21 protein-coding genes are annotated in these 25,017 nt (G+C 42.1%); 9 read left to right on the forward strand and 12 right to left on the reverse strand.

All coding sequences use genetic code 11. The features are described 5' to 3' along the window. Nucleotides 1-364: 364 nt before the first annotated feature. From ACP26M_RS08920 to ACP26M_RS08930, 3 genes are all read right to left on the reverse strand, one after another. A complete protein-coding gene (locus ACP26M_RS08920; protein WP_426588062.1) occupies nt 365-1,417 on the reverse strand; it encodes a response regulator in 1,053 nt (350 codons plus the stop codon). A 59-nt stretch (nt 1,418-1,476) separates the two neighbouring features. Then, complete coding sequence (locus ACP26M_RS08925) at nt 1,477-2,775, reverse strand: NRAMP family divalent metal transporter (RefSeq protein ID WP_426588064.1); 1,299 nt, start codon at nt 2,773-2,775, stop codon at nt 1,477-1,479. Between the two features lie 275 nt (nt 2,776-3,050). After that, nucleotides 3,051-4,334, reverse strand: a complete 1,284-nt coding sequence (locus ACP26M_RS08930; protein WP_426588066.1) for a L,D-transpeptidase family protein — start codon at nt 4,332-4,334, stop codon at nt 3,051-3,053. Nucleotides 4,335-4,558: 224 nt separating this feature from the next. Here ACP26M_RS08930 and ACP26M_RS08935 point away from each other — a divergent pair, with 224 nt between their 5' ends. Genes ACP26M_RS08935 through ACP26M_RS08945 form a run of 3 tightly spaced genes read left to right on the forward strand, consistent with a single transcriptional unit; the run spans nt 4,559 to nt 7,633 of the window. After that, a complete protein-coding gene (locus tag ACP26M_RS08935; protein ID WP_426588068.1) occupies nt 4,559-5,698 on the forward strand; it encodes an efflux RND transporter periplasmic adaptor subunit in 1,140 nt (379 codons plus the stop codon). Beyond that, a complete protein-coding gene (locus ACP26M_RS08940) occupies nt 5,695-6,954 on the forward strand; it encodes an ABC transporter permease (RefSeq protein ID WP_426588070.1) in 1,260 nt (419 codons plus the stop codon). Before ACP26M_RS08935 ends, ACP26M_RS08940 begins: the two co-directional genes overlap by 4 nt. A gap of 1 nt (nt 6,955) precedes the next feature. Beyond that, the gene (locus ACP26M_RS08945) at nt 6,956-7,633 is read left to right on the forward strand and encodes an ABC transporter ATP-binding protein (RefSeq protein WP_426588072.1); all 678 of its coding nucleotides are present in this window, start codon (nt 6,956-6,958) and stop codon (nt 7,631-7,633) included. 39 nt (nt 7,634-7,672) lie between these two features. On the opposite strand, the gene ACP26M_RS08950 is transcribed toward ACP26M_RS08945, so the two are convergent. The 3 genes from ACP26M_RS08950 to ACP26M_RS08960 form a co-directional block, all read right to left on the reverse strand. Further along, nucleotides 7,673-8,254 carry an MBL fold metallo-hydrolase gene (locus ACP26M_RS08950; RefSeq protein ID WP_426588074.1) on the reverse strand — a complete coding sequence of 194 codons (582 nt, stop codon included), beginning with the start codon at nt 8,252-8,254 and terminating at the stop codon, nt 7,673-7,675. A 32-nt stretch (nt 8,255-8,286) separates the two neighbouring features. After that, a complete protein-coding gene (locus ACP26M_RS08955; RefSeq protein ID WP_426588076.1) occupies nt 8,287-8,778 on the reverse strand; it encodes a hypothetical protein in 492 nt (163 codons plus the stop codon). Between the two features lie 185 nt (nt 8,779-8,963). Beyond that, nucleotides 8,964-9,107 (reverse strand): carbamoyltransferase C-terminal domain-containing protein, encoded by a 144-nt coding sequence (locus ACP26M_RS08960; RefSeq protein ID WP_426588078.1) that lies wholly within the window; start codon nt 9,105-9,107, stop codon nt 8,964-8,966. 209 nt (nt 9,108-9,316) lie between these two features. Here ACP26M_RS08960 and ACP26M_RS08965 point away from each other — a divergent pair, with 209 nt between their 5' ends. From ACP26M_RS08965 to ACP26M_RS08980, 4 genes are all read left to right on the forward strand, one after another. After that, complete coding sequence (locus tag ACP26M_RS08965) at nt 9,317-10,225, forward strand: NAD(P)/FAD-dependent oxidoreductase (protein WP_426588080.1); 909 nt, start codon at nt 9,317-9,319, stop codon at nt 10,223-10,225. Nucleotides 10,226-10,234: 9 nt separating this feature from the next. Next, nucleotides 10,235-10,504 (forward strand): hypothetical protein, encoded by a 270-nt coding sequence (locus ACP26M_RS08970; protein ID WP_426588082.1) that lies wholly within the window; start codon nt 10,235-10,237, stop codon nt 10,502-10,504. A 113-nt stretch (nt 10,505-10,617) separates the two neighbouring features. Further along, nucleotides 10,618-10,746 (forward strand): hypothetical protein, encoded by a 129-nt coding sequence (locus ACP26M_RS08975; RefSeq protein ID WP_426588084.1) that lies wholly within the window; start codon nt 10,618-10,620, stop codon nt 10,744-10,746. A 129-nt stretch (nt 10,747-10,875) separates the two neighbouring features. After that, on the forward strand, nt 10,876-11,472 hold the full coding sequence (locus ACP26M_RS08980) for a short chain dehydrogenase (protein ID WP_426588086.1): 597 nt from the start codon (nt 10,876-10,878) through the stop codon (nt 11,470-11,472). A gap of 42 nt (nt 11,473-11,514) precedes the next feature. Here ACP26M_RS08980 and ACP26M_RS08985 read toward each other — a convergent pair whose 3' ends face one another. Together ACP26M_RS08985 and ACP26M_RS08990 are read right to left on the reverse strand one after the other, a co-directional pair. Beyond that, nucleotides 11,515-11,727, reverse strand: coding sequence for a hypothetical protein (locus ACP26M_RS08985; RefSeq protein WP_426588088.1), 213 nt, complete (start codon nt 11,725-11,727; stop codon nt 11,515-11,517). Between the two features lie 376 nt (nt 11,728-12,103). After that, the gene (locus ACP26M_RS08990) at nt 12,104-12,970 is read right to left on the reverse strand and encodes an AraC family transcriptional regulator (RefSeq protein WP_426588090.1); all 867 of its coding nucleotides are present in this window, start codon (nt 12,968-12,970) and stop codon (nt 12,104-12,106) included. 920 nt (nt 12,971-13,890) lie between these two features. Here ACP26M_RS08990 and ACP26M_RS08995 point away from each other — a divergent pair. Beyond that, nucleotides 13,891-14,232: a serine hydrolase gene (locus ACP26M_RS08995; protein ID WP_426589712.1), complete on the forward strand. Its 342-nt coding sequence runs from the start codon at nt 13,891-13,893 to the stop codon at nt 14,230-14,232. A 69-nt stretch (nt 14,233-14,301) separates the two neighbouring features. On the opposite strand, the gene ACP26M_RS09000 is transcribed toward ACP26M_RS08995, so the two are convergent. The 3 genes from ACP26M_RS09000 to ACP26M_RS09010 form a co-directional block, all read right to left on the reverse strand. Continuing rightward, nucleotides 14,302-15,891 (reverse strand): nucleoside hydrolase-like domain-containing protein, encoded by a 1,590-nt coding sequence (locus ACP26M_RS09000; protein WP_426588092.1) that lies wholly within the window; start codon nt 15,889-15,891, stop codon nt 14,302-14,304. Between the two features lie 140 nt (nt 15,892-16,031). Continuing rightward, entirely contained in the window at nt 16,032-17,141 is a 1,110-nt protein-coding gene (locus ACP26M_RS09005) for a deoxyribonuclease II family protein (RefSeq protein ID WP_426588094.1), read from the reverse strand. Nucleotides 17,142-17,430: 289 nt separating this feature from the next. Next, nucleotides 17,431-20,169 (reverse strand): bifunctional YncE family protein/alkaline phosphatase family protein, encoded by a 2,739-nt coding sequence (locus ACP26M_RS09010; RefSeq protein WP_426588096.1) that lies wholly within the window; start codon nt 20,167-20,169, stop codon nt 17,431-17,433. A gap of 158 nt (nt 20,170-20,327) precedes the next feature. Between ACP26M_RS09010 and ACP26M_RS09015 the strand changes: the two genes are divergently transcribed. Further along, nucleotides 20,328-23,717, forward strand: coding sequence for a DEAD/DEAH box helicase (locus ACP26M_RS09015; protein WP_426588098.1), 3,390 nt, complete (start codon nt 20,328-20,330; stop codon nt 23,715-23,717). A gap of 136 nt (nt 23,718-23,853) precedes the next feature. On the opposite strand, the gene ACP26M_RS09020 is transcribed toward ACP26M_RS09015, so the two are convergent. Next, nucleotides 23,854-25,005: a glycoside hydrolase family 130 protein gene (locus tag ACP26M_RS09020; protein WP_426588100.1), complete on the reverse strand. Its 1,152-nt coding sequence runs from the start codon at nt 25,003-25,005 to the stop codon at nt 23,854-23,856. Nucleotides 25,006-25,017: the final 12 nt, after the last annotated feature.

Consider the following 25,017-nt stretch of genomic DNA (forward strand, 5'->3'; position numbering starts at 1 on the left):
GCTGATATATAGTTTATTTACATATTAATTACTCATTAACAGGGAGCATGAGAACAGATCAAGAAAGTCAGGAAATTAGAAAGAGCATTCAATTATTTGAAACTACCTGGGCAAGGTCGGGCCCGCTCCCATCTTATCCATTACATACACTAACTCATTAGCTATGGTTACGAATCACAAAAACACGGCAATAACCTTTTTGATTGCTATCAGTCTGATAGCAATAATAGTACTGATGATGATTTTGTCTGGTATTAAAGTGTATGGTTATCCGTAGTAATTTTTAATTGGTAAAAACAGATAAATTCAGCGCGGCAATTATGTGCATAACGCCCCTATTGCGTGCCTGTCTTTTTCGGCAAATTCAGTTTTTCATTTTAACCAATCGCTGCAGATCAAGCACTGTTATTACACTTCCATTCTTTTCAATCAGGCCTTCGTTACGAAAATCCGACAGGGTACGGCTAACTGTTTCAGTAGCCATACCTGCAAGTGCAGCCAGGTCTTCACGCGAGATCCGGATGCCTTCATTTGGGGAATCGCTTTGGCGATAGAGCCTCAGAATCGCATCCGCCATCTTTTTTCTGACAGAATAATATGCAAGTTGCAGTAATCGCTCTTCGCTTTCCCTTATCTGACCTGCCATCAATTTGATAAAACTATCCGTTACTTCCGGGTATAGGTTCAACATTTCCTGTAACTGCTCTTTGGGTATGAGGCACAATTGGCTATCCTCAAGGGCGCTTGCGGTTTCTGAATATGCCTCGCCGGCAAGCAATGCCTGAATACCAAGGTACTGATCCGGGGTATGTAAACCGGTAATCAATTCGCGCCCATCGTCTGCAAGTTTACTGGTCTTTATCTTTCCACTAAGAACAACGTATAGTCCATTTCCTCTGTCACCTTCATAATAAATCACCTGGTTCTTTTTAAAAGAACGAATCTTGCGTTCCCGGATAACACGCTTTAGTTCGTTCAACCCATCAGTCCTCGCAACTATATTACTGAGTTCGTCCAACCCCTTACTGTAAAATTCCTTTTGTTGCTTTTTCTTTTTCAACCTGCTTTCGATTGCATTAAGTAATTCTACGTCATCAAAAGGTTTGGTCAGGTAATCGTCGGCACCCATTTCCATAGCTTTACGCAAATCGATCCGTTCGGCTTTGGCTGTAAGAAAAATGAAAGGGATATTAGCCGTGTCGGCCGATTTTCCGAGCATAAACAGCACACCATACCCATCCATTTCCGGCATCATGACATCGCAAAGTATTAAATCAGGTAACTGGACTTTAGCCAATTCCAATCCCATTTTACCATTACTTGCTGAAAATACGGTATAGCCGGCCAGCCCCAGTATTTCCACTACACCCTCGCGAATATCCGCGGAATCTTCAATGATCAGGATTTTAAAACTCATATCGGTGAGCAGTATATTGTGTAATTTAAATCATTAAATTGATGTGTCCAAATCCCGTGCTAATACAATGTATAACACAAAGCTATTGCAGCTGCCCCCATGGCAGCAAAACTGCTCCAAAGCAGCAATTTGGAAATAAACTTGCTATTGTACTCCCCCATGATTTTGGGGTTAGAGGAGATCCTGGCAATCAGGAACAATAGTGGTACCGCTGCTATCCCATTCAATACAGCCGCATAAACTAATGCCTTAACAGGATCGATGCCAATATAATTGATTAGTAATCCAATTAAAGTGGCAACGCATATGACGGCATAAAAAGAGCGCGCCTTTTTCAATTTTAAATTAAGCCCGGCCTTCCAGTCAAAAGCCTCACAAGCGGCATATCCTACCGAGCCTGAAAGTACCGGAATAGCCAATAAACCAAGGCCTATAATGCCGATCGAAAAAATTAATTTGGCTAAAAATCCGGCGTTAGGAAAGGTATGCACCAGCGGCTCTATTGCCCTTGCCGCATCAGACGCACTTTTTATGTCAGTTACACCGCTATTATGCAAAACTGTTGCAGCTACCACGATAATACTCCAGGTAGTGAATTCTGAAAATATCATGCCAACGGTGTTGTCAATCCGCATTCTTTTAATTTGCATCCAACCGGGCCTGGGTTTATGTCGCGAAAGCCTTTCCTTTTCTTTCTGTTCTTCCACTTCCTGTGAGGCTTCCCAAAAAAACATATATGGAGAAATTGTGGTCCCCAATACCCCGGTTATGATAAATAGAAAATTAAAATTTAACTCAAAATGAGGGATAACAGTTGCTTTCAGGACGGTAAGCCATGGCTGGTGTACAATAAACAAAGTTATGGGATATGCCAACAAAGTTACCGCAAGCCATTTTAATATCCTGGCATAAGAATGATAAGAAGTAAAAATCTCCAGAAGGAGGGTTAACAGTGTAAAAAACAACGTTAATGCAACAAATGAGGCTGGGATAAGTAATTGGGCCGCAGCTGCCATAGCTCCTATATCGGCCCCGATATTGATTGTATTGGCCACTAATACGAGCCCGACAACTGTATATAAAACAGTTTTGCTGTAATGTTCCTTAATTACAGCTGATATGCCTTTACCTGCTACCATGCCGATGCGTGCGCAAGCTTCCTGAACGGCAATCATAAAAGGTAACATATACAGCGCTGTCCACAGCTGATTGTAGCCAAACTGTGCGCCGGTTTGCGAATAAGTAGCAATGCCAGAGGGGTCATCATCGGCAGCACCAGTAGTAAGGCCCGGGCCTAAAACTGAAAAAAATCTCAAAAAATGGTTCTTTTGTTTCTTAACCTGTTGATTCCCTTTCATGGTTTTGAATATCAGAAAATTATATTATTCCCGTACACTAAATGATGAATTTTCTGATGGCCTACTATGTTTTGACGCTGGTAGTAGTGGCCGCTTATAAGTTAAAGGTTCAAAATTTGATTTAACAATTTTTGCGCAACACGAAGCTTATCTTATGCTCGTATTGCGTTGAAGCTTGCCGTAAATAGCCAATTCCAGGTTTGTGTCCATATTGTAGATATCCTCAAACCTGATTAGTTCACCTTTTTTTATGTCACATGTCAGGTAAGTGATTTTTATAGGAACAGGTTTATTAAGCACGAAATTATGTGTCTTTGATTTTTTAAGAATTTAAACAATTTGTCGCTTTGCTCTGAAGCGTCATATTTGAGCAATAACGCGGCGAGCCCGGCAGCGTTATCTAACCAGATACAACCATTGCTTAAATCACGTTTATCTTTTTCAAACAGCTTTTGATCAGCAATTTGATTTAAATATATGTTGTACAAATTTTGAAAATGAAAAACCAGCGATCCCAAGGTGTTATCACAGCCGGGAGCCTGTTTAGCGTAATAGCCCTGGGGCGAAGCCAATATGCTCTTAAGTTGGGCGTTAGTGATATCTGTTAATTGACCAGCCTTATTATAAATACTGATCTGAAGCCGGTCAAGGAATAAACTATCAGCTATTGCTTTCGGAAGGATGTCGCGGATAAATATCCGGTCAGGAACAAGCCAGTCTGGAAAAGAAGTAAAATAAGTGATTTGGCTCTGCAAAGTCGGGCTGGGAGTTTGTGGCGTCCCGACAATAGCTTTAAATACCACCAATGTATCCGGCAAATGAAATGTCAGCTCGTAGGTAGGGATATTGATTTGTATATATTTTTCCCGGTCATCAACGTTTGCCCACCTGATTCTTTCCATGTTGACGGCGATTTTCATTACATCATTTCCTGGGGTTCCATAGCAATCATCCGGAGCCTGTCCTCTGATTATGTGCAGCATTTCCTGAAAAGCGGTATAGAGCTTTGCATTAGGTTGTACTTCCAAAACAGCTTTCGTAAACTCCTGCGAATGTATAATGTCCTGTAGTTTAGCTTCTGCATGAAATGGTACATCCATCCCATGGTCTACCCTGTCGAATCCGTAGTCAGGATTAAGCTTTCCATAATGCAAATAGTTCAGCATGGTAATGACAGCATCTGTAAGCAAAACATCAAACTGTGCCTTTAAGGAGTCACTGACCGAACCTGGATTTTCCAAAATATCGCGGAGCATATCAAACTGAAGCTCTTTAGGATGAAAATCATCATGCGATAATCCGTATTGTAACACACAATCTAAAAGCACCATTGCATTCCCGGTGTTTTGACGCGATTCCGGATTAGTCCATACCGGAAGGTAATTGTTTTGGCGATAAAACCGGGTAACGCTTTGCGGGTAATGTAATTGCTGCGACGTAGCAGCGCTTTTGAGCTGTTCGTTAATTGCGTTATTGGTAATCCCCTTCTTTTCCTGGGCGAATACATTAATCAGAAAAAACGAACAGAAAGTGAATAACAAAAGAACTGACTTTTTCATTGCAATATTTTGTGAGTATCCAAATCTTCTTCAGTGCAGCCCATGGCTACATTCATATTGTGTAAAGTTTTGAATAACGCCCAGCAAAAAGAATGACACACATCAAATAACTTGTTGATGCAGATCATAAAATTATGCCTGCCACCAAATTGGCGTGAGCACCGTCACTATTCATCCTGATATTTATCAAACTTAAAGTACTTAAGAGTGATGACATTAGCAATATGAAAATTGTTAGGAGCTTTAGTATTACTGATAATATAACAAACCATCAGATAAATATTGTAAAAGCGATAATTACTGCATCCACGTTTCTGTTCAGCTTTTCCTGTCAATTAAAAAGCGATAAAATAAGGCCGGTAGTTGCTTCCATATCAGAGTCTGTATATGCGTCTGGCATAATTAAAAGCGGGGATCAATATCAAGCTTTTGCCTCAGTTAGCGGTATCATTCAGGAACAATTTGTAACTGAAGGCCAATATGTTACTGCTGGAACTCCTTTAATATCTATTAAAAAAGAAAATCAAAAGCTAAATGTTGAAAACGCGATGATATCGGCTTCATTTGCTGACTATAAGCTAAATAAAGATAAACTGGCCGCAGCGGCAATTGTGGTTGATCAGGCCCGGTACAGGATGCTGAACGACTCGGTAATGTTGGTCAGGCAAAAAGAACTGTGGGGTCAGCAGATCGGTACGAAAGTACAGCTTGAGGAAAGGGAATTAGCCGTAGTCAATTCAAAAACAGCCTTACAAACAGCCATAATTAATTTCACAGAATTAAAAAGGCAATTGCGTTATAACGCCGCTCAAAGCATAAACAATCTCAGTATTAACAAACAACAGGAAAGTGACTTTACCGTTAAAAGCAATATAGCCGGAATAGTATATAACCTTTACAAAAATCCTGGCGAAACTGTTGGCCCGCAAACGCCGCTGGCCCTCATTGGCAAAGCCGACTGTTTCTTACTTGAATTACAAGTGGACGAATATGATATCGTTAAGGTAAATCCGGGGCTCACCGTTTTTGTTACGATGGACAGTTACAGAGGTAAGGTATTTGAAGCCAGAGTGACCAAAATATATCCGGAAATGAACGAACACACCAAAACATTTCGCGTTGAAGCTATTTTTACTACCCCGCCGCTAAAATTGTATCCTAACACTACTTTGGAAGCAAATATAATTATCCAAACCCGAAAAAAGGCTTTGCTTATTCCCAGAAGCTACTTGCTCAATGATTCTATTGTTGTAAGAAGCGACGGTGAAAAACTTAAAATAAAAACAGGTCTTAGTGATTACCTGCAAGTAGAAGTAATTTCTGGTCTACAGTTAAATGATGAACTAATAAAACCGATACCATGAATTTTAAGCTGACCTGGAATATTGCGGTAGCTTTATTATTAGCCCACTTAAGACAGACGATTGTTGCCGCAACCGGTGTAACTTTTAGCATAACAATGTTTATTGCCCTATTGAGTTTTATGGGTGGCTTAAACAAGCTTTTAGATGGGCTGGTAATAAACCGCACTCCCCATATCAGATTGTATAATGAAATTGCAGCTGCACGGCATCAACCAGTGGACCTTACCAACGCGTACCGCCACAGTTACAACTTTGTAAGCTCCGTTAAGCCGCAGAACAAGCGCCTGGGCATTTACAATAGCAAGGCTATAATGAAGGCTATCGCAGTCGATCCACGCGTGCAGGGACTTTCACCGCTAATTACCGCGCAAATATTCTACAATACCGGAGAGGTTAATATCACCGGGCTTATTAACGGGATTGATCCGAACAAGGAAAATCAACTTTTTTTATTTGGGGACTATATTATAGCAGGCAAATTCATTGACCTGAAAAATACTCCCAACAGTATTATTTTAGGAAAAGGCATTGCAAAAAAAATGATAGTCCATCTCGGAGACATCATTCACGTAACCCCGGCTAATGGCAACCAGGTGCCTTTAAAAGTAGTAGGAATTTATCAATCCGGTCTTGAAGAGATTGACAACAAGCAAAGTTATACCTCTATCGCAACAACTCAAAAATTACTTGACGAATCAAACAATTATATCACAGACATCCAGGTCAAATTAAAAAACATCAGCGAAGCACCGAAAATTGCAGCTTATTACAGGCAGGTATTTAATATAGATGCGATGGATATTCAAACGGCCAATTCACAATTTGATACCGGTAGCTTTATCCGCTCGCTGATATCTTACACAGTTGGGGTAACTTTACTGATTGTAGCAGGTTTTGGGATATATAATATTCTGAATATGATGATTTATGAAAAGCTCGATTCAATCGCAATATTAAAAGCCACAGGATTTTCAGGCAAAGATGTCAGTCGCATATTTAGTACAATTGCATTAGGCATAGGTATTTTTGGCGGCCTGGCAGGGCTGATTCTGGGTTTCATCTTATCTGTTATCATAAACCACATCCCATTTAATACAACCGCGCTTCCAACAATTAAAACCTATCCCATTGATTTCAATATAGGTTTTTATTTTATCGCTGGTCTATTCTCTTTTCTAACCACCTATTTTGCGGGATATTTTCCCTCTAAAAAAGCAAGTAAAGTAGATCCTGTAATCATTATAAGAGGGAAATAACATGGACTCAATAATATTAGAAGCTTTAAACATCTCAAAAACCTTTTATGAACCCAAAGCGGTAAAAGTATTGAGGGATGTTAATTTTTCGCTTCATAAAGGCGAATTCGCCTCAATTATGGGAAAATCAGGCTGCGGCAAATCAACACTATTATATATCCTTTCAACCATGGACACTGATTATGAAGGAGACCTTAGGATTGATCATATCAGTATGAAACAAAAGAACGAACCGGAGCTGGCCTCGGTAAGAAACGAAAAAATAGGCTTCGTATTTCAGTTCCATTACCTGTTAAATGAATTCTCTGTACTCCGAAATGTGATGCTCCCAGGCCTGAGGCTTGGGAAATACAGCGCAGAAGAAACTGAACACCGGGCTTTTGAAAAATTAAAAGTATTAGGCGTTGAAACGGAAGCAAAAAAAAAGCCGAATCAATTATCTGGCGGGCAAAAGCAAAGGGTAGCCATTGCACGGGCATTGATCAATGACCCGCTAATTATCATGGCTGATGAGCCGACCGGTAATTTGGATAAAAAAAATACAGAAACTGTATTTAACATTTTTAGTGAATTGGTTTCCAGATATCAGCAGACTATACTTGTAGTTACACACGACAGTGAATTCGCGGGTAAAACTCATAGAATTATTGAAATGGAAGACGGAACGATCAAAGACTGATTGAAAAAATCAAGGTTAGTATTTCTGGACTATTACCTGTTAAATGAAGTGGTCCAAAATGTGATGCTCCAGGGCCTGAAACTTGGAAAATATAGTGCAGTAGAAACAGAACATCGCGTTTTCAAAAATTAAGAAATATTGGATATTAATTCGGTTATTTAAAATTTCATCCTGCTTAAGGGAGCCGCCTAAAGTGTAAGGCTCTCCAATACGCGGAACGTTTAATTCGATGCCCCACAATTTTGCAGCAGGCACAAGCCTTTTTATCGGTTCATTCCATGACTGATTAGCTTCCACAAACTTGGCCCAGTGAATAGGTTGCGCCAGGTCGGCGGCTGCCTGGGCGGGTTGTCCAAGCCAAAGATGACTCCAGGGCCAGTTAGGGCTGTACTGCCCACATTCTAAAAACGCCAGATCAAATGGCCCGAATTGCTGGCCTATTTTTTTAAAATGTGGGCAGTAACCACCATCACCACTGTAAAACAGCCTATAGTTACCAATCTGCAAAACGTAAGATGCCCACAATGTTTTGTTTTCCTGATTATACGTACGGTTACTGCGATGTTGCGCCGGGGTGGCGGTAATCCGGATATCACCGGGTAACGAACTGATTGGTTCCAATTAAGCTCGGGGATTTTCTTTTGGTCAAATCCTCAAAACACCAGATCAGAGCCTACTCCCATCGGTACAACAGCCATTTTAATACGGTTCTTCAATTTTTTTAAAGTCCGGTAATCCAGATGATTATAATGATAATGTGAAATGATCAGCACATCTATTTGAGGCATATCATCATGATAATGCTTTGTACCCGGAAATCCGGTAATCAGTCCTGGTACAGGTCCTGCATAATCCGGATTTCTACCCAGAGATTTAATTATGCCGCAACCGTCAATAACAGCAATACAGATAACATTACTCCCCAAACGACTCTTTTCATGCACTAAACAATGAATGTAACGCTCAATTACCGTCTTTATTCTATCAATGTGCCCATATTGCCGGCCCGTTCTTTTACAACAGCATTGTAATAAAGATAGGATCAATCCGGCCAAACCAATGATTAGCACGTTGGCCGACAGCAATATGCTGGCGTCATATTGTGCTAAAAACGTCCATAAACCCGCACAAATAACGGTAAGCACAATTGCAGGTAGCGGACAGGATCTTGAAGTCGACGGCATCAGTGCTTCAGCCTCATTTAGTAGGCCCGTTTAGCTTCCTGCCGCTGTCATCAAGTATTATTTAATATTAAAATTGTAAACTTGTCGCTAATCTAAGTCAACTACCTGTAAATGGCTGGGTTTTGTAGGTTAACAATTGACTCCATCTATTCTGCGTATGTCTTCTTTTTTATGCAATACCCTTCAATTACCAGGATGTCTATATTTGTTTGGAGAAAACAGTTTATCGCTTCCTGTGGCGTGTTTACGATAGGCTCTTCGGTTGAATAAAGTATTAAATAGGCGGGCAACGTGTTAAACCGTAAAAAGCTTTATAAGGTATAAAAACCAGGGTGACTACCATTTTAAAATTAGTCAACGGCGTCAGTCAAGTGTAATTTATCCACTCAGAAGTGTTGAAATACCGTTTAAATAACATTTTGAGTTAAGTCCCACTTAACTCGTTCATCGTCCTATTCCCCATCAATGTCCGCGAATATCTTTGTATCAAAAAGACAGAATGAAAACGCAAACACACTTTGACGTGATAATTATCGGTAGAAGTTACTCCGGGCTGGCCGCCGGCTTGGCCTTAGGTCGGGCCTTACGCAAAGTCCTCATCATCGATAACGGTAAACCCTGTAATGCGCAGACCCCTCATTCGCATAATTTTCTGACCCGGGATGGCGAGACACCCGCTGCAATTGCGGCACAAGGCCGCAAACAGCTGGAACAATATAGCAGCGTAAGTTTTTTAAACCGGACAGTGGTTAAAGCTGTCAGGACAGACAAAGATTTTGAAGTGGAGGTGTCTTCTGGTGAGGTTTTTGGCGTCGCTAAGCTGCTCTTCGCTACCGGGATCTGCGACCTGTTGCTAAATGTCGACGGCCTGGCTGATTGTTGGGGGATATCAGTACTCCATTGTCCATTTTGCCATGGTTATGAAGTGCGTAATCAAAAAACCGGTATTATCGGGAACGGTAATGACGCTTATGAATTAGTCAGCTTAATTGCTAACTGGACCGGCAAGCTTACCGTCTTTACAAACGGTCCGGCAACGTTAAGCCCTGAACAAACCGCAAAGCTTCACGCGCATCATATCGGTATTGTAGAAAAACAGATAATTCGGTTGCAGCATCATAATGGCCACCTGCATCACATACAATTTGTAGACGGCAGTGAAGTTGCGTTGTCGGCTGCTTATATCCGCAGCCCGTTCCGGCAAGCCTGCCCGCTTCCGGAACTTTTGGGCTGTGCCTTAAACGACGAAGGCTATATTCAGGTGGATAGCGCTCAGGCAACCAGTATTGCCGGCGTTTTTGCCTGCGGTGATAATACCACCAAAATAAGAACTATAGCCAACGCTGTCTCTTCCGGGGCCACAGCCGGTATTGCTATCAGCCGTCAATTGATTACCGAACAATTTTAAAATAAGGAAATGAAAGAATTCTGGAACGAGCGCTATAGCCGGGCGACCTATGCCTGCGGGACTGCGCCAAATAAATTTTTTGAAACACAATTGCCCGTAGTAAAACCAGGATCGATCTTAATGCCGGGCGACGGCGAACGCCGTAACGGTGTTTATGCGGCCAAATTGGGATGGGAAGTTACCTGCGCAGATTTGAGCGAGGCTGGAAGGACAAAAGCACTGGCAATAGCCGGCGCTAATTGGGTTAGCCTGGATTACCGCGTGGACATATCGAAATAGTAAATTTTGAACCCAGCTCTTTTGATGCAATAGCCCTTATTCATGCGCATTTCGCTGCGAGCCGGAAGGCGGCTATACACCAGCAACTCCATTCCTGGCTCAAACCAGACGGAATGATTATCCTGGAAGCTTTTCGCAAAGCGCACCTGGAGTATAATAAAGCCAATCCCAACGTGGGCGAGCCCAGGGAATTAGGCATGCTTTATTCGCGCGAGGACTTTTTACAGGTTTCCCGGAGGTGATATTTTTAGACGAACCTTATATCAGGCTGCAGGAAGGTATATACCATGACGGAACGGGCTCGGTGATCAGGTGTGTTGGTCAGAAACCCAACCTTGACACTTAAACTTTAATAAATTAATAAATCAAGTATGAAAATCATCATCGTAGGTGCTACAGGCACCATGGGGCAATATTTAAGCAGTGCCCTGGAAAAAGAACATGAAGTGATACGCGTCGCTTCCAAAGGCGGAGATATTACGGCAGATATTACTTCTACTACCTCAATCGAAAATATGTTTAAAATGGCAGGTAGTTTTGACGCACTCATCTCGACCGCGGGCCCAACCTATGTCGGCCCCTGGAGTAAACTGGATGATAGGGAATTCCGTAAAGGTGTCGAAGGAAAAATGATGGGCCAGATTAACCTCGTATTGATCGGCCAGCGGTATATCAATCCGAAAGGCTCCTTTACGCTTATAACCGGCGCCCTGGCCGAAGAACCGCAACACTACTTTGCCAATGCTTCGGCAGCTAACGGTGCGGTGGAGGGCTTTGTACGTGCCGCTGCTATAGAACTGGAAAATAGCATTCGGATCAACGCAGTAAGCCCGACTGTTATTGAAGATTCTCCTCAGTACTTTCCATATTTCCCGGGAGAAATACCCACCACGATGCGCGAGCTGGAATTCGCTTTCCGTAAAAGTTTGTTTGGCGCGCACACCGGGCAAATCATCAAAACCTGGTAAGTTAGTTGACAAGGGCTGCTCGATTGGAACAGCCCTTTTTTGTTAATCCGCTTTGGTTTTCCTTAAGAGTCGTTCCAGGCCCGGAATCGCCACAAATACCATCCAGGGCACTAAGGCAAGCGTTAAAATAAACATACGTTGATAGCCGGGCAACCCCGTTAACGCTGCTCCGAACAACACGTTGAAGAGCAGTATCGATGGGTAAATCACCACCCAGATCTTGAGGGCGGCGACAAGTTTCATTTTTATTTTCATCGGATTTTGTGAATTGTTAATACTCGCAAAACTACCATCAGGGCGTACCGGGCAGGTAGGACAAGTCTCCAATTTTATAGGATTAAGCCAAAGAAACGCTACTTCGATAACTATAAATAAGCCAATTAAAACTTTAATACCCGATTCAACTCGCTGTTGGTCGTATCAATCCATAGTCTTGTTTGGTAACGCAAGAAGTGATTTTCGCCGCTTGAAGCAAGCGCGTAGCTTGGGGGTAAAGCCTTTCCATTCAGACAAAGCGCATCGAATTGGTTGTTCTCTATGCTTACGGATTGAACAATATTGGCCAGCCAGCGAATTATATAGCCGTGGCGTTACGGCAAACGTATAGACGTATATCTGGTTTTTAAGGAGTTTAGGCCTTAAACTGTTGGCGAAAAGCATCCGGCGAAGAGCCGGCATGTTTTTTAAAAAAGCGAATAAAGTACGAAACATCCTCATAGCCCAGCTGCTCTGCGATTTCCTTTATTTGGTTTGATGTAGCCAGCAAATAACGTTTAGCTTCGAGAATAATATGTTCATTGATAAGGTCAGAAGCGGTTTTGCCTACGGCAGATTTAGTGATTTCATTCAGCTGGTACGGCGAAAGGTGCATCAGATCCGTATAAGCCGCTACCTGCTTCAGGGTTGCGATATTTTTATCGATCAGTTCTAAAAAATCTTCAAAACGTTCCTGCACATAAGTCCGGCCTTGTAAAGTATTGCCATTGGTATTTCTGCTTTGCCTGACATATTCCGTGCAAAAAATGTCCAGGTTCGACCTGATCATATCTTGATAACCCTCCTTCCGGTTGGTATATTCCCGAAACATATAGGCCAGCGCCGTCTCAAGTTTCTTAAAACTTTCAGCATCAGGCCGACAAAAATTCTTGTTGCTGGCTTTTCGTAACCGTTGCTGTGAAGAGTGATCTTTAGGATGATAAAATTCATCGTTGAATTCAAGCAGGTAGCCATTACAACCCACTTTTAAAAAAAGTTGGTGTACCTGTCCTGGACGCAGAAAGAAAACAGACTGACCCTGTACTTCATGTGCAATGAAATCAATTTCATGACTGCCATTTCCCTTTGTAAGTGCGAGTAAAAAGAAGAAACTATGACGGTGTAAAGGGTGTCGTAAATCTTTATCCGCGATTATGTCCTCCAGGCGGCGAATTTTGAACTGTTCAGCGATCGGATGGACTTCCTGCGCCTTGTTCAATTGCCGGATAGGGATCTTTTGCATGAACCGAAATTAATCAAAAAAAGGCAAATGATAACTGTTTTATCACTCTAAACCAGGGCTGGAAAATACAGCCAGCTATCCCCTGTGCCCCAATATTTTACATCCATGTTTGGTTATTTCTGGCAGGAGAAATTACTCTCCTTGTCCATCACTCAACCCAGGCGAGTTGAATATCCGTTTTTAAATGGTTAGTTTCACCTCAATTGGTAAAATAACCATAAATATTTTTTGAAAGCGCTCGTAAGATGGGCCTGATCCTTAAAACCTATCGCATGGGGCTTCAGCTACACTTGTATGCTCATAGAGTATCATTTTTTTGCGGCTTCCATTCTCAGCCTGCCAATATATCCATAAACGTTGTACCGTAATAAGCTTTGATGCCTTGTTTTAATTAAACTCATTCAAACTAATTAATCTGGAAAATTTTCTGACAGTTAGTGGATTTACGTAGTCCCTGTCGAGTAAATACCTTTGCCTGGTAAAGTTTATCAAGATCATCTGCTTTTATCAATGTTCTCTCCGCTTCATCGCTGTTAATCTGCATTTGCTCCAGTTGCAGCATCAACAGTCCGAGTACTTTCGATTCTGTATAAAACTTTTTAATTCGCCTGTTTTTTACACTCGCAAATAGCATTGATTACGCGTTTCATTTCCATAGTCGCGGCGAGGTTTTGTGCAGCGAGCGATGTATATTTACCCTCGAGGATAGCTGATACGAATGCAGAATGGATCAAAGCATGACGATCGTAAAATGAAATAATATTCTTTGGAAAGCACCATCAGGAAATAATTATATTCTACATCAGGTACGACCTCATAATTGCCTTTTGAAGAAGGAATATAGGAGATGTTATGGCGATCATTTCCATAGATACTTTTTTCGGGGGGGGGTGACAGGATGCGTGGCCCCTTCATAAAAAATAAACTGTGAAGTTACCGTATCCCCACTTTCCGAAACTAATTCAGCACTTACAGAAGATGCCATTTTTAGCCTGGCTTCTGTCAGCAAAATATTTACGGGAATAGTTGTTATGAAACTGGTGAAACAAGGGAAGCTTCAGCTTAACAACGATTTGCGGAGATATTTACCAGACCTGCCTTATAACCATATTAACATCTACTATTTATTACCCCATACTTCGGGGCTGGAAGAATATTTCGCGCCTCCCGTCCGTAACATACTCGGTGTGGAGCCTGATAACTTCGCTATCGAAAAAGCCTATGTGAAAGCAAATCTAAAATCAAATTTCACCTGGAGCTGACTGGCGTTACAGTAACACCAATTTTATGTTGCTGGTGTTGGTCATCGAAAAATCTTTTAAGGTTTCTGTTTACCGCACTGTTATAATCACACGCTGATAGCCGGTAAGAGATGGTGTGCCGTTATCAGTTGCCTGAAAAATAAGGTGAATTGTTTGGCCAGAAACAGCGTCTTTAGGCACCCCGATTTGTGTTTGCTTAGCTTCGGGATTTAATATCGACACTTTTCCAGGATAAGTTCCTTGTTGAAATTGCCACCAGCTAACAGAAACCAGATTTCCGTCAGGATCAGAAACGGCTCCGTTTAATCTGATCGTTTCGCCGGCTGCTGCCCTGACATTTAATGGACCTTCTATTTTGGCGACTGGCTCGTGGTTTGCTCTTGTATATACTGGCGTTACCGACCATTTAAGCCGGGCGGCAAAATCCCGCTGAGCGGCGGGAAAAAAGTCAGGGTACGTATTATTTCGGTCTTTCGGCGCAGCGAGTGAAGCTGCCATAGCCTGGGATGACGTATCACTATTCTGGAAGAAGATGTTTTTACCTTTAGAATCAATAAATGCGGTGCCGCCCCAGCCTCCATAAGTACCTTTTTCATATGCGCGCAATCCATTGTCAAGCATGTTCATAAATGTTGGGTTGTCGCCCTCCCCTAACCATGAACCTTTTTGCTGAACAGGCATCCATACAACATAACCTATTTCCTTCAACTCGTCGTTGGTATGGCCGCCGAGACCAAAATAGTCCATAATGTCGCCTTTTACCATTTGTTTTCCATCGCCCCATACCCTGTACAGGGCCCCTAATGGCCCCCTGCCTGATATATTTTCCTTCATCCAGGATGCTGTCATATAAACGGAATCCTGTGAAGCCGCATTTAACTGGGCTCCATATCCATAGTTCGGTCCGCCTTTAAACTCACGGTATTCGATACCCGGCCAGTTAGGTTTAATGTAATTTGCATAAGTATCATCCTGGTCACCGGAGGGAAGTAAAACCACCTTTCGATAAATTTTTAATTTTATTTGCTCCCAATTGGTGGTGAACTCATATTGTTCCTGAATAGCTTTTAAAGCACGCGCTATAGTGCTTTGGCCTCCCCATGCTGTAATAAATAATTGGCCCGGTTTATCATCAAGTATCAGGGTTTTGATGAGATCTGAACCTGGCGAATCTTTTGAAATATCACCATCAAATTCAATATTCCCAATCCTGATTTTGCCTTTGAGTACATCGGGTGCAGGATAATTGGGATTATGAATTTTTAGATTGGGGTAAACATTTGCGTAGGTATACACAGCATCATGAATGAAATGCTCATCTTCACCCCACCGCCAGGATTCACATGGGCACAAGTTTAATCCAAAGCGGGTATACTCCCGCCCCGGTACAAACCATTTGGTTCCTTTGCCATCTCCTTTCCAATGAAAAGCGCTGCTCGCGTAAATCAATCCTTCAATTTCAACATCACTGCTATATAGCAGGAACCGAATAAGCGAATTATTATCATCCAATTCCGGATCGGCTGTAATAATGATGCGTGGTCTTGTTTCGTTGGATAAGTTTTGAGCATGCGCAAAGCCGTTAGTCGTAAAAAGAACGATTAACAAAAATGCGTAGCCCCCCGCTCCGAAGCTAAAGTATTTCCGGTTTAAAATCATTGGCTGCACTGGTTTATAATTCTCTATCAAGCAGAGAGTTAAAAATAAGCAAATCAGCCCTACTATGTATACAAAAATCCCGCCTGAGCAGGATATTTGTATACAGTCGCATATGGAAAAATTTAAATTGTAAATTACGTTTACTGCTGTTCCCTCAATGGTGCTTCCGCATGAAGATGATGCGTTTTTTGGATCAGCACGTGCGCTTCGGTCCTGTTATGCCCCGGAGGCGCTAAAAGCAAACTTGTTTTGGATAAACCCGACCATAAGGTTTGATTTTGAAATGCAATTGTACAACCGCCGCGCCTCCTTTGCGAAATCATGCGGTTGATATCGCCAACACAAACCCAGGGATCATGCAATGTGACTCCCCATTTGGCATGGTCATGTGTTTCGGGCCAGGCCCAGTGTGCGCCCATGAAACCTAAGTTGATATACTTGATGTCAAAAGTTTTATGAATGCCGTCGCTATCAGCAATAGGTGGAATAGGACCGCGAATCCAGGTTTCAATGTCTAAATCATCGTTTAGGATAGGCCCTACCAATTCGTTCCAAAAATCTTTATTCCATTCCCGGTTCTTGGCTATAACTTTGAATGGCATACCGCCAATAGACTTTAAATCAATGGAGTCGCCCAGAGCAATCGGGTGGCTCGTCAAAGGCTGTGTTAGCGAATGCAGCTCAGCAGTTGCGGGCAGATTGGCGGTATTATGAAGATAGATTTGCGGCTCCTGGTGGTTCAGCATCTGTTTGGCAATAAGATTAGCGGTATCCAAATCCAATGAAATGCACAGATAGGTTTGCCCGTATTTGGGCGTAGGATCTTTGACAGCACCAGGATCTGCAAATTTCGGCCATGAGTGAAGTAACCAAAATGCGGTTTTAGATTCGGTATCAAATGCCAGTACCCCTTTGGTATGCCCTTTGGTGCCATCATCATGTTTATTAACACTTTCGGGCATCTCGTCATTATAAAGGACCCATCCGATACTCGGAGCCGGTGATTTAAAGTTTTTGAAAACGGAGTCCATCGTCAGGTTAAGTGCTCCTTTATCGCCATTCAAAACATTGGATGATTTGGTAATCGTTCTTTTTCGGGCATCGGTATTTGCATCGATAGTTGAGTCGTAATAAACATATTCGTACCCTGTAGCTTTGTCATTACCCACACCTCCGTCAAGTTGCGGAACTTTGTAGATAAACCACCAGTCAACTGGCGCGCCGTTCTCATCAAGCGCAGAAATTTTCATAATTTTTTTGGTTAGGTTGAAAAATTGATTGATTAATTGCTTGCAGGCGCTGACGAGGTTTGCAATAAAGATAAAGTAATATCGTGCATAAATGACCACGTAATTTCACGGAATTTTCAGAAGAGTTTCCCGTATTTTTACGTATAAAACAATTAATCAATCATTAGAGATTTAAGGCAATCAGCTATAAAAAAACTCACTATCTGATTAAGACAGCGAGTTCTGAGCATCCATATGATATTATATAGTTAACCTCTGGAAATGATGTTAACGTTAGCTATTTTCCCGATCAATCATCATCGTCTTCATCTTTGCCGGCCAGTTTAGCAGGATAAGCTTTTTTGCCTTTGGCAGCAAACCACAGTATCCTGTTCATCACATCGTCATTACCACCGTCAATATGGTCATATTCGGGCCTCGATGATAGCTGTGCAAAATGCAAAGCGGAGCCTTTTAACGCAGAAAAAGGCTGATTGATTTTATTAATCGGCACCCTGTTTCTTAAACTGGTATAAGTGTATGCAGATGGCTTGCCGGTAAAGCAATCAAACATAGGTAATGCAGTAGCATCGATGATATTCATTGGTGGTAAACCCAATATTTGCTCAATAGAACGTACTACACAGGTTTGATTATAGTTTTTGCTCACCTTGTGCTGCAACCTGCTATACGGACTAATCACAAACCCTGTAGTACGATAAGCGGACACATGGTCCCACCCAGCCTGTGAATCATCTTCGGTGACAAATATTACCGTGTTTTTCCAAAAACGGCTTTTTGAAATAGCCTCAACAATCCGGCCAAGCGCCAGGTCGTTATCAGCTACCATAGCATCAGGTGTCGGGTAGCCTGGCCGGGTGCCTACAGTATGATCGGCCGATAGGGCCATGATCATCAGTTGCGGTAATTGGTCACCAGGCTTTTGCTCATATTCATGAAGCTCTTTAATAAAAGCGGTGGCCCGTAACTGTTCATTAATCTTATGCTCGTCGGATCCCGGGAAGTTTTGTGACAGCATTGGCCTCACCCGAGAAATAGTGCTGGTGTTTTTAAATGCGAATGGTTTACCTGCTGTGTAATTGTTATAAATATCGCTCCAGTTTAACTTATCATCAAAATGCACGGCACAGGCTTCACCGTAAATTCTGACCGTTTTGCCATGATCGGCGGCATTATTCCAGATAAAACCGTTCCCGTCATAAACCAAAGCATCCTCCTGCACATGAGGATAACTTCTAAACCATGAACGGACGCTTTTTTCAACATAATCTGTAACCATAGCGGCATCAGTCCATTGGTGCCCTTCGGCAGAGCATTTTCCTGAGGCATAATAATTATCAAGCAATAAAAAGTTGCGCGCTAAATTATGCTGATTAGGGGTAACACTATTACCATAAATACAAAGCGATTTATTGCCTTCACCTTCAGGCATATCGCCCAAAACCTGGTCGTATGTACGGTTTTCCTTGATGATATAAAGCACATGGTTAAATACCGATGGCTCGCCAATACGCTCTGGTATGGGTTTAGGCGCAATGTTTTTACGGGGCAGTAGCTGCGCTATCTGCTGGCGGAAACTCAGGTTTAGGTTTTGGACTTTTTGAGTATACTTTTTAAGCAAAGCATCATCGGGAATGGCTATCATTGATACCGTAGCCTTCGAATGGTGCGAGTTGTAAGCTGTAACGTCTGCTCCCGAGGGTAAATCACCTTTCAAATTGCTTTTACCGATCTCATCGGCACTTACCCTCGAGCCTTCTCCTTCCAGGTTAGTTACAAATAAATTATTGCCGTCAACAGCCAGGCCGCCAGGGTATGCTTCGGTTGGAATAAAGCCTTTCACTTCGTTAGTGCCGGTTCCTTTAAGAGATGTTTTACTACCCAATTTTACCATGGCCACAGCGTTATCCAAACCATTTGCTACATAAAGTATTGTACCATCGGCATTAATGGCTAAAGCATTGGGCGTATCACCTATATAACTCTTTTTGCCAGGATTTAATTTAACATCAATCGCTGCTACATTTTGTAATGAACTTGTTGAAATTACCGATACCATGTCACTATTGCCATTCGCAACATAAACAAAAGCTTCATCGGCACTGTTGATAATGGCATTAGGATGCAGCCCCACAGTAATTTCCTTGATCACATCTCCTTTAGCCAAATCCATAACCATTACAGTGCCCTGCACTGTTGCCCCTGTTTTAGGATCGACATAAGCCTTACCATAGGGTACACCCGCTGTTTCACGCTTCAATGTATCAATAGCTTGCGGCCCGGCCCAGTTGGTTAAAAATATCTTGCCCTTTGCTATCGTCAATCCATAAGGTGCAACACCGGTCGATCTTGTCCAAACGGTTTTATTATCAGTTAAATTAATCTTTACCAGTTGATTATTCCCGTTTAAAACTACATATAAGTAATTTGTGCTGCTTTCTTTATTGATGGCTAAATCGTTAGGTAATGCCAATGGCGACTCGCCTTCAGCTTTAAAATTGAAAGTGTTTTGTATGCTGATATTACCATCTTTCCAGATAGCCTGGAAAACGTACGATTTTGAATCCTTACCCTTGCCTGCTGCAGCGCTCCAATATATTTGAGTTTGATTGTCAATATTTACAACTTTTAGGCCGGAGTAAGTACTTGTAAGTCCGCCGTAGCGGGGATCTTGTTTATAGGTCCAGCGGGTGGTTACTTTTTTTGAGAGTGTATCAATTATAGTAAGTCCGTATCGGTCTTCGACAGCGATAAACCTGGTGCCGGGGATCAGCCTTACATCCATGCTATGATTTTCGTCGGATGCATCGCCAAACGATATCACCGTTCCTGCCGGATCAATAATACGGTTGTAGGGCATTAAAACCGGTAGTATATGGCGATTTAGTGTGCTGTCATCATAAGCACTGTGCATATTAACCTGTTCATTATCGGAGGTTTGTTTGTTGCCAGAAACGGTATGGCAGGCATAAAGGGAAAAAGAAATTGCTAATATGGATAGATGCAATAAGAATTTTGAATACTTCATAGTACTGAACTAAGTGGCTAAATTAAGGCAGATACGTTTACTAAAGGTAAATATTTGATAAAGAATATAATTGTTACATAGTTAACGAAAATGCGTTGGTGATTGTCTTCTTTTATATAATTGTTATGATATTTACCGGGTAACACATCAATATACGAGTGATCAGGATAATCAGCTACCAGGAAGGCGAAAGCAACCATAATATTATCATCAAAGGCGCAACCATAACCGACTTTAGTGAAAGTGTTATTGCCGCTCATGCAGCCGTCAGCATTTATTTTGACAAGCAAAGTTACAGGCAAATACTGGCTAAACATTTGGAAATTAACCACGGAGCTTTTACCAATCAGTCGGGTACGGTTGCCTTCCCCGAGGTAATCATTACCAGTCATGAAGGGCAGCTGGCACTTTCGTGCGGGTGCCATGCTACAGGTAATAAACTGTGCGAGCACCAGGCACAGGTACTATCGGCAATAACACAGCGTGATGAGTTACGGTTATTTTTTGATGACGAACTAAGACATAAAAAGTTAAAAAAAGCAGCAGCTGATTACGGACTTGAAGAGGCCCCTGATCTCGACAAGTTTTTCGAGGTAAAATCACTGTCTAAAAATTTCGAGATAGTCCCCCGCTCCGCCGCGTTAACAGCCATTACCAAAGAGAGCCTTGCCAGTTTGCAAAGCGTTATAGTTAATAACATTTCTGAACCGGTTGGGCAACCTGGCGAGGACACGGATAAAACAACTTGTATCATACTAAAACAGCATAAATACTATAAATATTTATTTATTGAACTATACACCGCACAAAGCACCAAAGATGGAAAAATCAAGAACCCCCTTGTGCCTATAGCTCCTTTAGACCTGATTTGGGAAACGAATGACGCACAGCAACTCAAATTCTTTACCGGGGTACATAAGTTTCAAAATCATATTAACATACAAAGAACTGCTGCGGATATCGCAGCACTAAAAGCCGTTGTTAAAAACCCATTGGCCTACAGTTTTTACGCGCATGACAACACTGTTTCGGATAAAGTAACAGCTGGCTCGATAAACCCTGTATTGGTTAAAAATTTAAAAAGTGACCTGGAGCTAAAAGTAAATACCTGGGATGAGTTTTATGAAATAAGCGGTATTTTTAACATCGATGGTTTGCTGTATGATATTAAAGATCTTGATATCAGGTATACCTATTTTATCGGCATAGGTAACGCGCTTTATCTTATTGAAAACCTGCAGGTATTGAATATCATTGATTTGCTGAAAAAGAAACAGGGTAGCCTGCAGGTGCATAAGAGTAAGTTTGCAGAATTAAAATCACACTTGCTTAATAAGCTGGAAAGCAAACTCCGCATTGATTACACTTACATTAAGCCTGCAACACAGGAACAGATAATAAAAGAGGGCTTTGATCAGCCTGCCGAAAAGATCATTTATTTGTCGGACTTTGGCGCACATGTAATGATCATCCCCGTGCTGCGTTATGGCGAGGCCGAGATTCCTATTCGCACGCAAAAGCAGATCTACGGAACCGACGAAAAAGGCAACCAATTTTTAGTTAAACGGCGCGATGATGAGGAAATAGCCTTTGCAGCCCTGCTTGTAAAACAACATCCTTATTTTAACGAACAGTTGGATAACGGCCTCGACTACTTCTACCTGCATAAAAGGCACTTTTTAGATGAGAAGTGGTTTTTAAATGTATTTGACGAATGGCATAACAACAATATCGAAATACTCGGCTTTAACGAACTGGAAGGCAACAAGCTGAACCCTCATAAAGTAAAGATAACCATCAACGTAGTGAGCGGGATTAATTGGTTCAACACAGTTATCGATTTAAAATTTGGCAAAAAAAGAGCTTCGTTAAAACAAGTTCACCAGGCCGTAAAAAATAAAAGCAAGTATGTACGCCTTGATGATGGAACCCGGGGAATTTTGCCAACCGAATGGATAGAGAAATTCACCGGTTATTTTAATTCGGGAGAGATTGCTGATGATGACACGCTGCATACTTCAAAAAGTAATTATACTGCTATACAGCAATATTACGACGAGGAAATGCTTGACGAGGACGTGCGAAACGAACTTGCGATATACAACAGAAAGCTTACCGGTACAGAAAGCATTGATGAAGTACCGGTTCCTCCCGGATTAAACGGAACGCTTCGCGCTTACCAACGCCAGGGATTAAACTGGTTAAGTTTTTTGGATAACCTTAATTTTGGCGGCTGCCTTGCCGATGATATGGGTCTGGGTAAAAGTCTCCAGGTGATTGCCTTTATCCTTTTACAGCGCAGCAAAACCGAAAACAATACCAATCTTATTGTAGTGCCAACCTCGCTCCTGTTTAACTGGCAGCAGGAGGTACAAAAATTTGCGCCTTCCATCAGCATCCATACCATTTACGGTGCTGAACGGCTTAAGCATACCAAACACCTGCACCAGTATGAGATAGTGCTTACCTCCTACGGCACGTTACTGTCAGATATTAATTTCTTAAAGGATTTCAATTTCAACTACGTTTTTCTCGATGAATCGCAGAATATAAAGAATCCCGAATCGCAGCGTTACAAGGCTGTAAGGCTTCTGAAATCGCGCAATAAAATTACGATAACGGGTACCCCGGTAGAAAATAATACGTTCGACTTGTACGGTCAACTTTCATTTGCCTGCCCAGGTCTATTGGGGAGCAAGCAATATTTTAAGGATATTTATGCTGTTCCTATCGATAAATTTAAGGGCAGCAAACGCGCCGCCGAACTACGAGAAAAAGTTAGGCCTTTTATACTTCGGCGTACTAAACAGCAGGTTGCAACAGAACTGCCCGAAAAAACCGAAATGGTGCTGTATTGCGAAATGAAGCAGGAGCAGCGTCATATTTACGACTCATACGAAAAGGAATTCAGAGAGTACATTTCGGCCACAACAAACGAGGAGCTAAAAAAAAGCCCGATGAACGTATTAAAAGGGTTAAACAAATTGAGGCAGATCTGCGATTCGCCGATGCTCATAAAAGGCGAAAAAATGCCCGGTGATGCATCGGCCAAATTGGAAACGCTGATTGAGGAAATAGAAAACAAAAAGCACCAGCACAAGATTCTCATATTTTCGCAGTTTGTTTCTATGCTTGATCTTATTCGCAAGGAGTTGATATCCCGCGAGATTCGCTTCTCGTACCTCACCGGTCAAACCCGCAAACGAGAGCAGGTTGTTAATGAATTTCAAAACGATCCCGGCATCAGGGTGTTCCTCATTAGCCTAAAAGCTGGTGGTACCGGTCTTAATTTAACAGAAGCAGATTATGTTTACCTCGTCGACCCGTGGTGGAACCCGGCTGTCGAAAACCAGGCCATAGACCGCTGCCATCGCATAGGCCAGGATAAAAAAATTGTGGCAGTAAGGCTTATTTGCCCCGGCACTATTGAAGAAAAGATCATGGTGATGCAGCAATCAAAAAAAGATATCGCAAATAACCTGATCAAGCCCGACAGCGCTGTTACAAGTTCACTGTCAAAAGATGACCTCCTTGATTTGTTGAATTAGTTAATTACTGTTGAGTATTCAAGCTACCCGTTGCTATTGCGTTTTAGATTTTCATAATAATGGGAGCACTAAAAAAGTAACAATAGCATGAGCAACTAATGCCGGGCCAAAAGTAACAGTAAACAAATGTCAAATACTATTCAACCGGATCAGGAGACGCCGGTATCGATGGATCATATACGGCTACGGCTACCCGCGAATCGGCACAGCCATAGTAAAGGAACCATTTCCTTTTAAAATAAACCATTCCTTCAATAAAAACTGTTCCGTTAATATATTGGCCGCTTTTCTCGAAAGGTTCCATTGGTCTTAAGAAAGGAATATCAAGGCGTGTTTTGAATTTAGAAGGATCTTTTGCATGGAACAAGGCTTGCCCTGCACAGTATGAATTAGGGTTAAACCGAGTGTCCCTGCCTTCGGCGGGTTTGTTTTTGCCGTTGTAAAACAGGATTACACCATTTTTGGTCATCAATGCAGGCGGGCCGCATTCGGTTAAGTCGCTATCGAAATAACCATCACGTGGGGACATGAGTTCTTTCAACTCTCCTTTATTATCAACCACCGGGGCCCAGTCTACCAGGTTTGTCGATGTTGCCGCGTATACGTGATGTTCGCCCCAGTACAGCCAATATTTTCCATTTGTTTTAATAATCACTTGTTTACCATTAACTACCCGGGTTAATATAGAAGCCGATTTACTGGCGATATTGAAAAACTTGCCATGATAGGCAGCTTCAAATATCGGCCCGTGTTTTTTCCAATGGATGAGGTCTTTCGATGTGGCTACACCTAACCTTGGCAAGTCGCGGTTCCATTCGGTGTAAAAAACAACATAAGTCCCCCCGGCGGTAACGGCTACGCGAGGGTCTTCGCAGCCTCCGGGCCATTCGTACTTTTTAGCAATATCATTATCGGGATACAGCACCGGGGTTTTTCTTCTGTTAAACTGAATACCATCGGCACTTTCGGCATACCCAACACGTGAAGTACGGAAGCCAATACCGATGCCGTATAGGTCTTCCGCCCGGTATAATACTATTATTTTGTTGTTTTTTACGGTTGCGGCCGGGTTAAAAGTGTCATTGGCCTCCCATTGCACCTGCTTTTTACTCATCGGATCAAGAAAGCGTGAAACCGTATCTGGTGAGATAATAGGATTGATATTTGCCGGCCGGACAAAGCCACCAAACGCCCAGGAAGGCAGGGTATTCACTCGCAACTGTCCATAGCATAGCTGGGTAAGTAACAACGAAAATATAATACTTCCCTTCTGTAAAAAGTTTATCATAATAAATGGATT

The sequence above is a fragment of the Mucilaginibacter sp. R-33 genome (assembly GCF_049949235.1).
Classification (GTDB): Bacteria; Bacteroidota; Bacteroidia; order Sphingobacteriales; family Sphingobacteriaceae; genus Mucilaginibacter.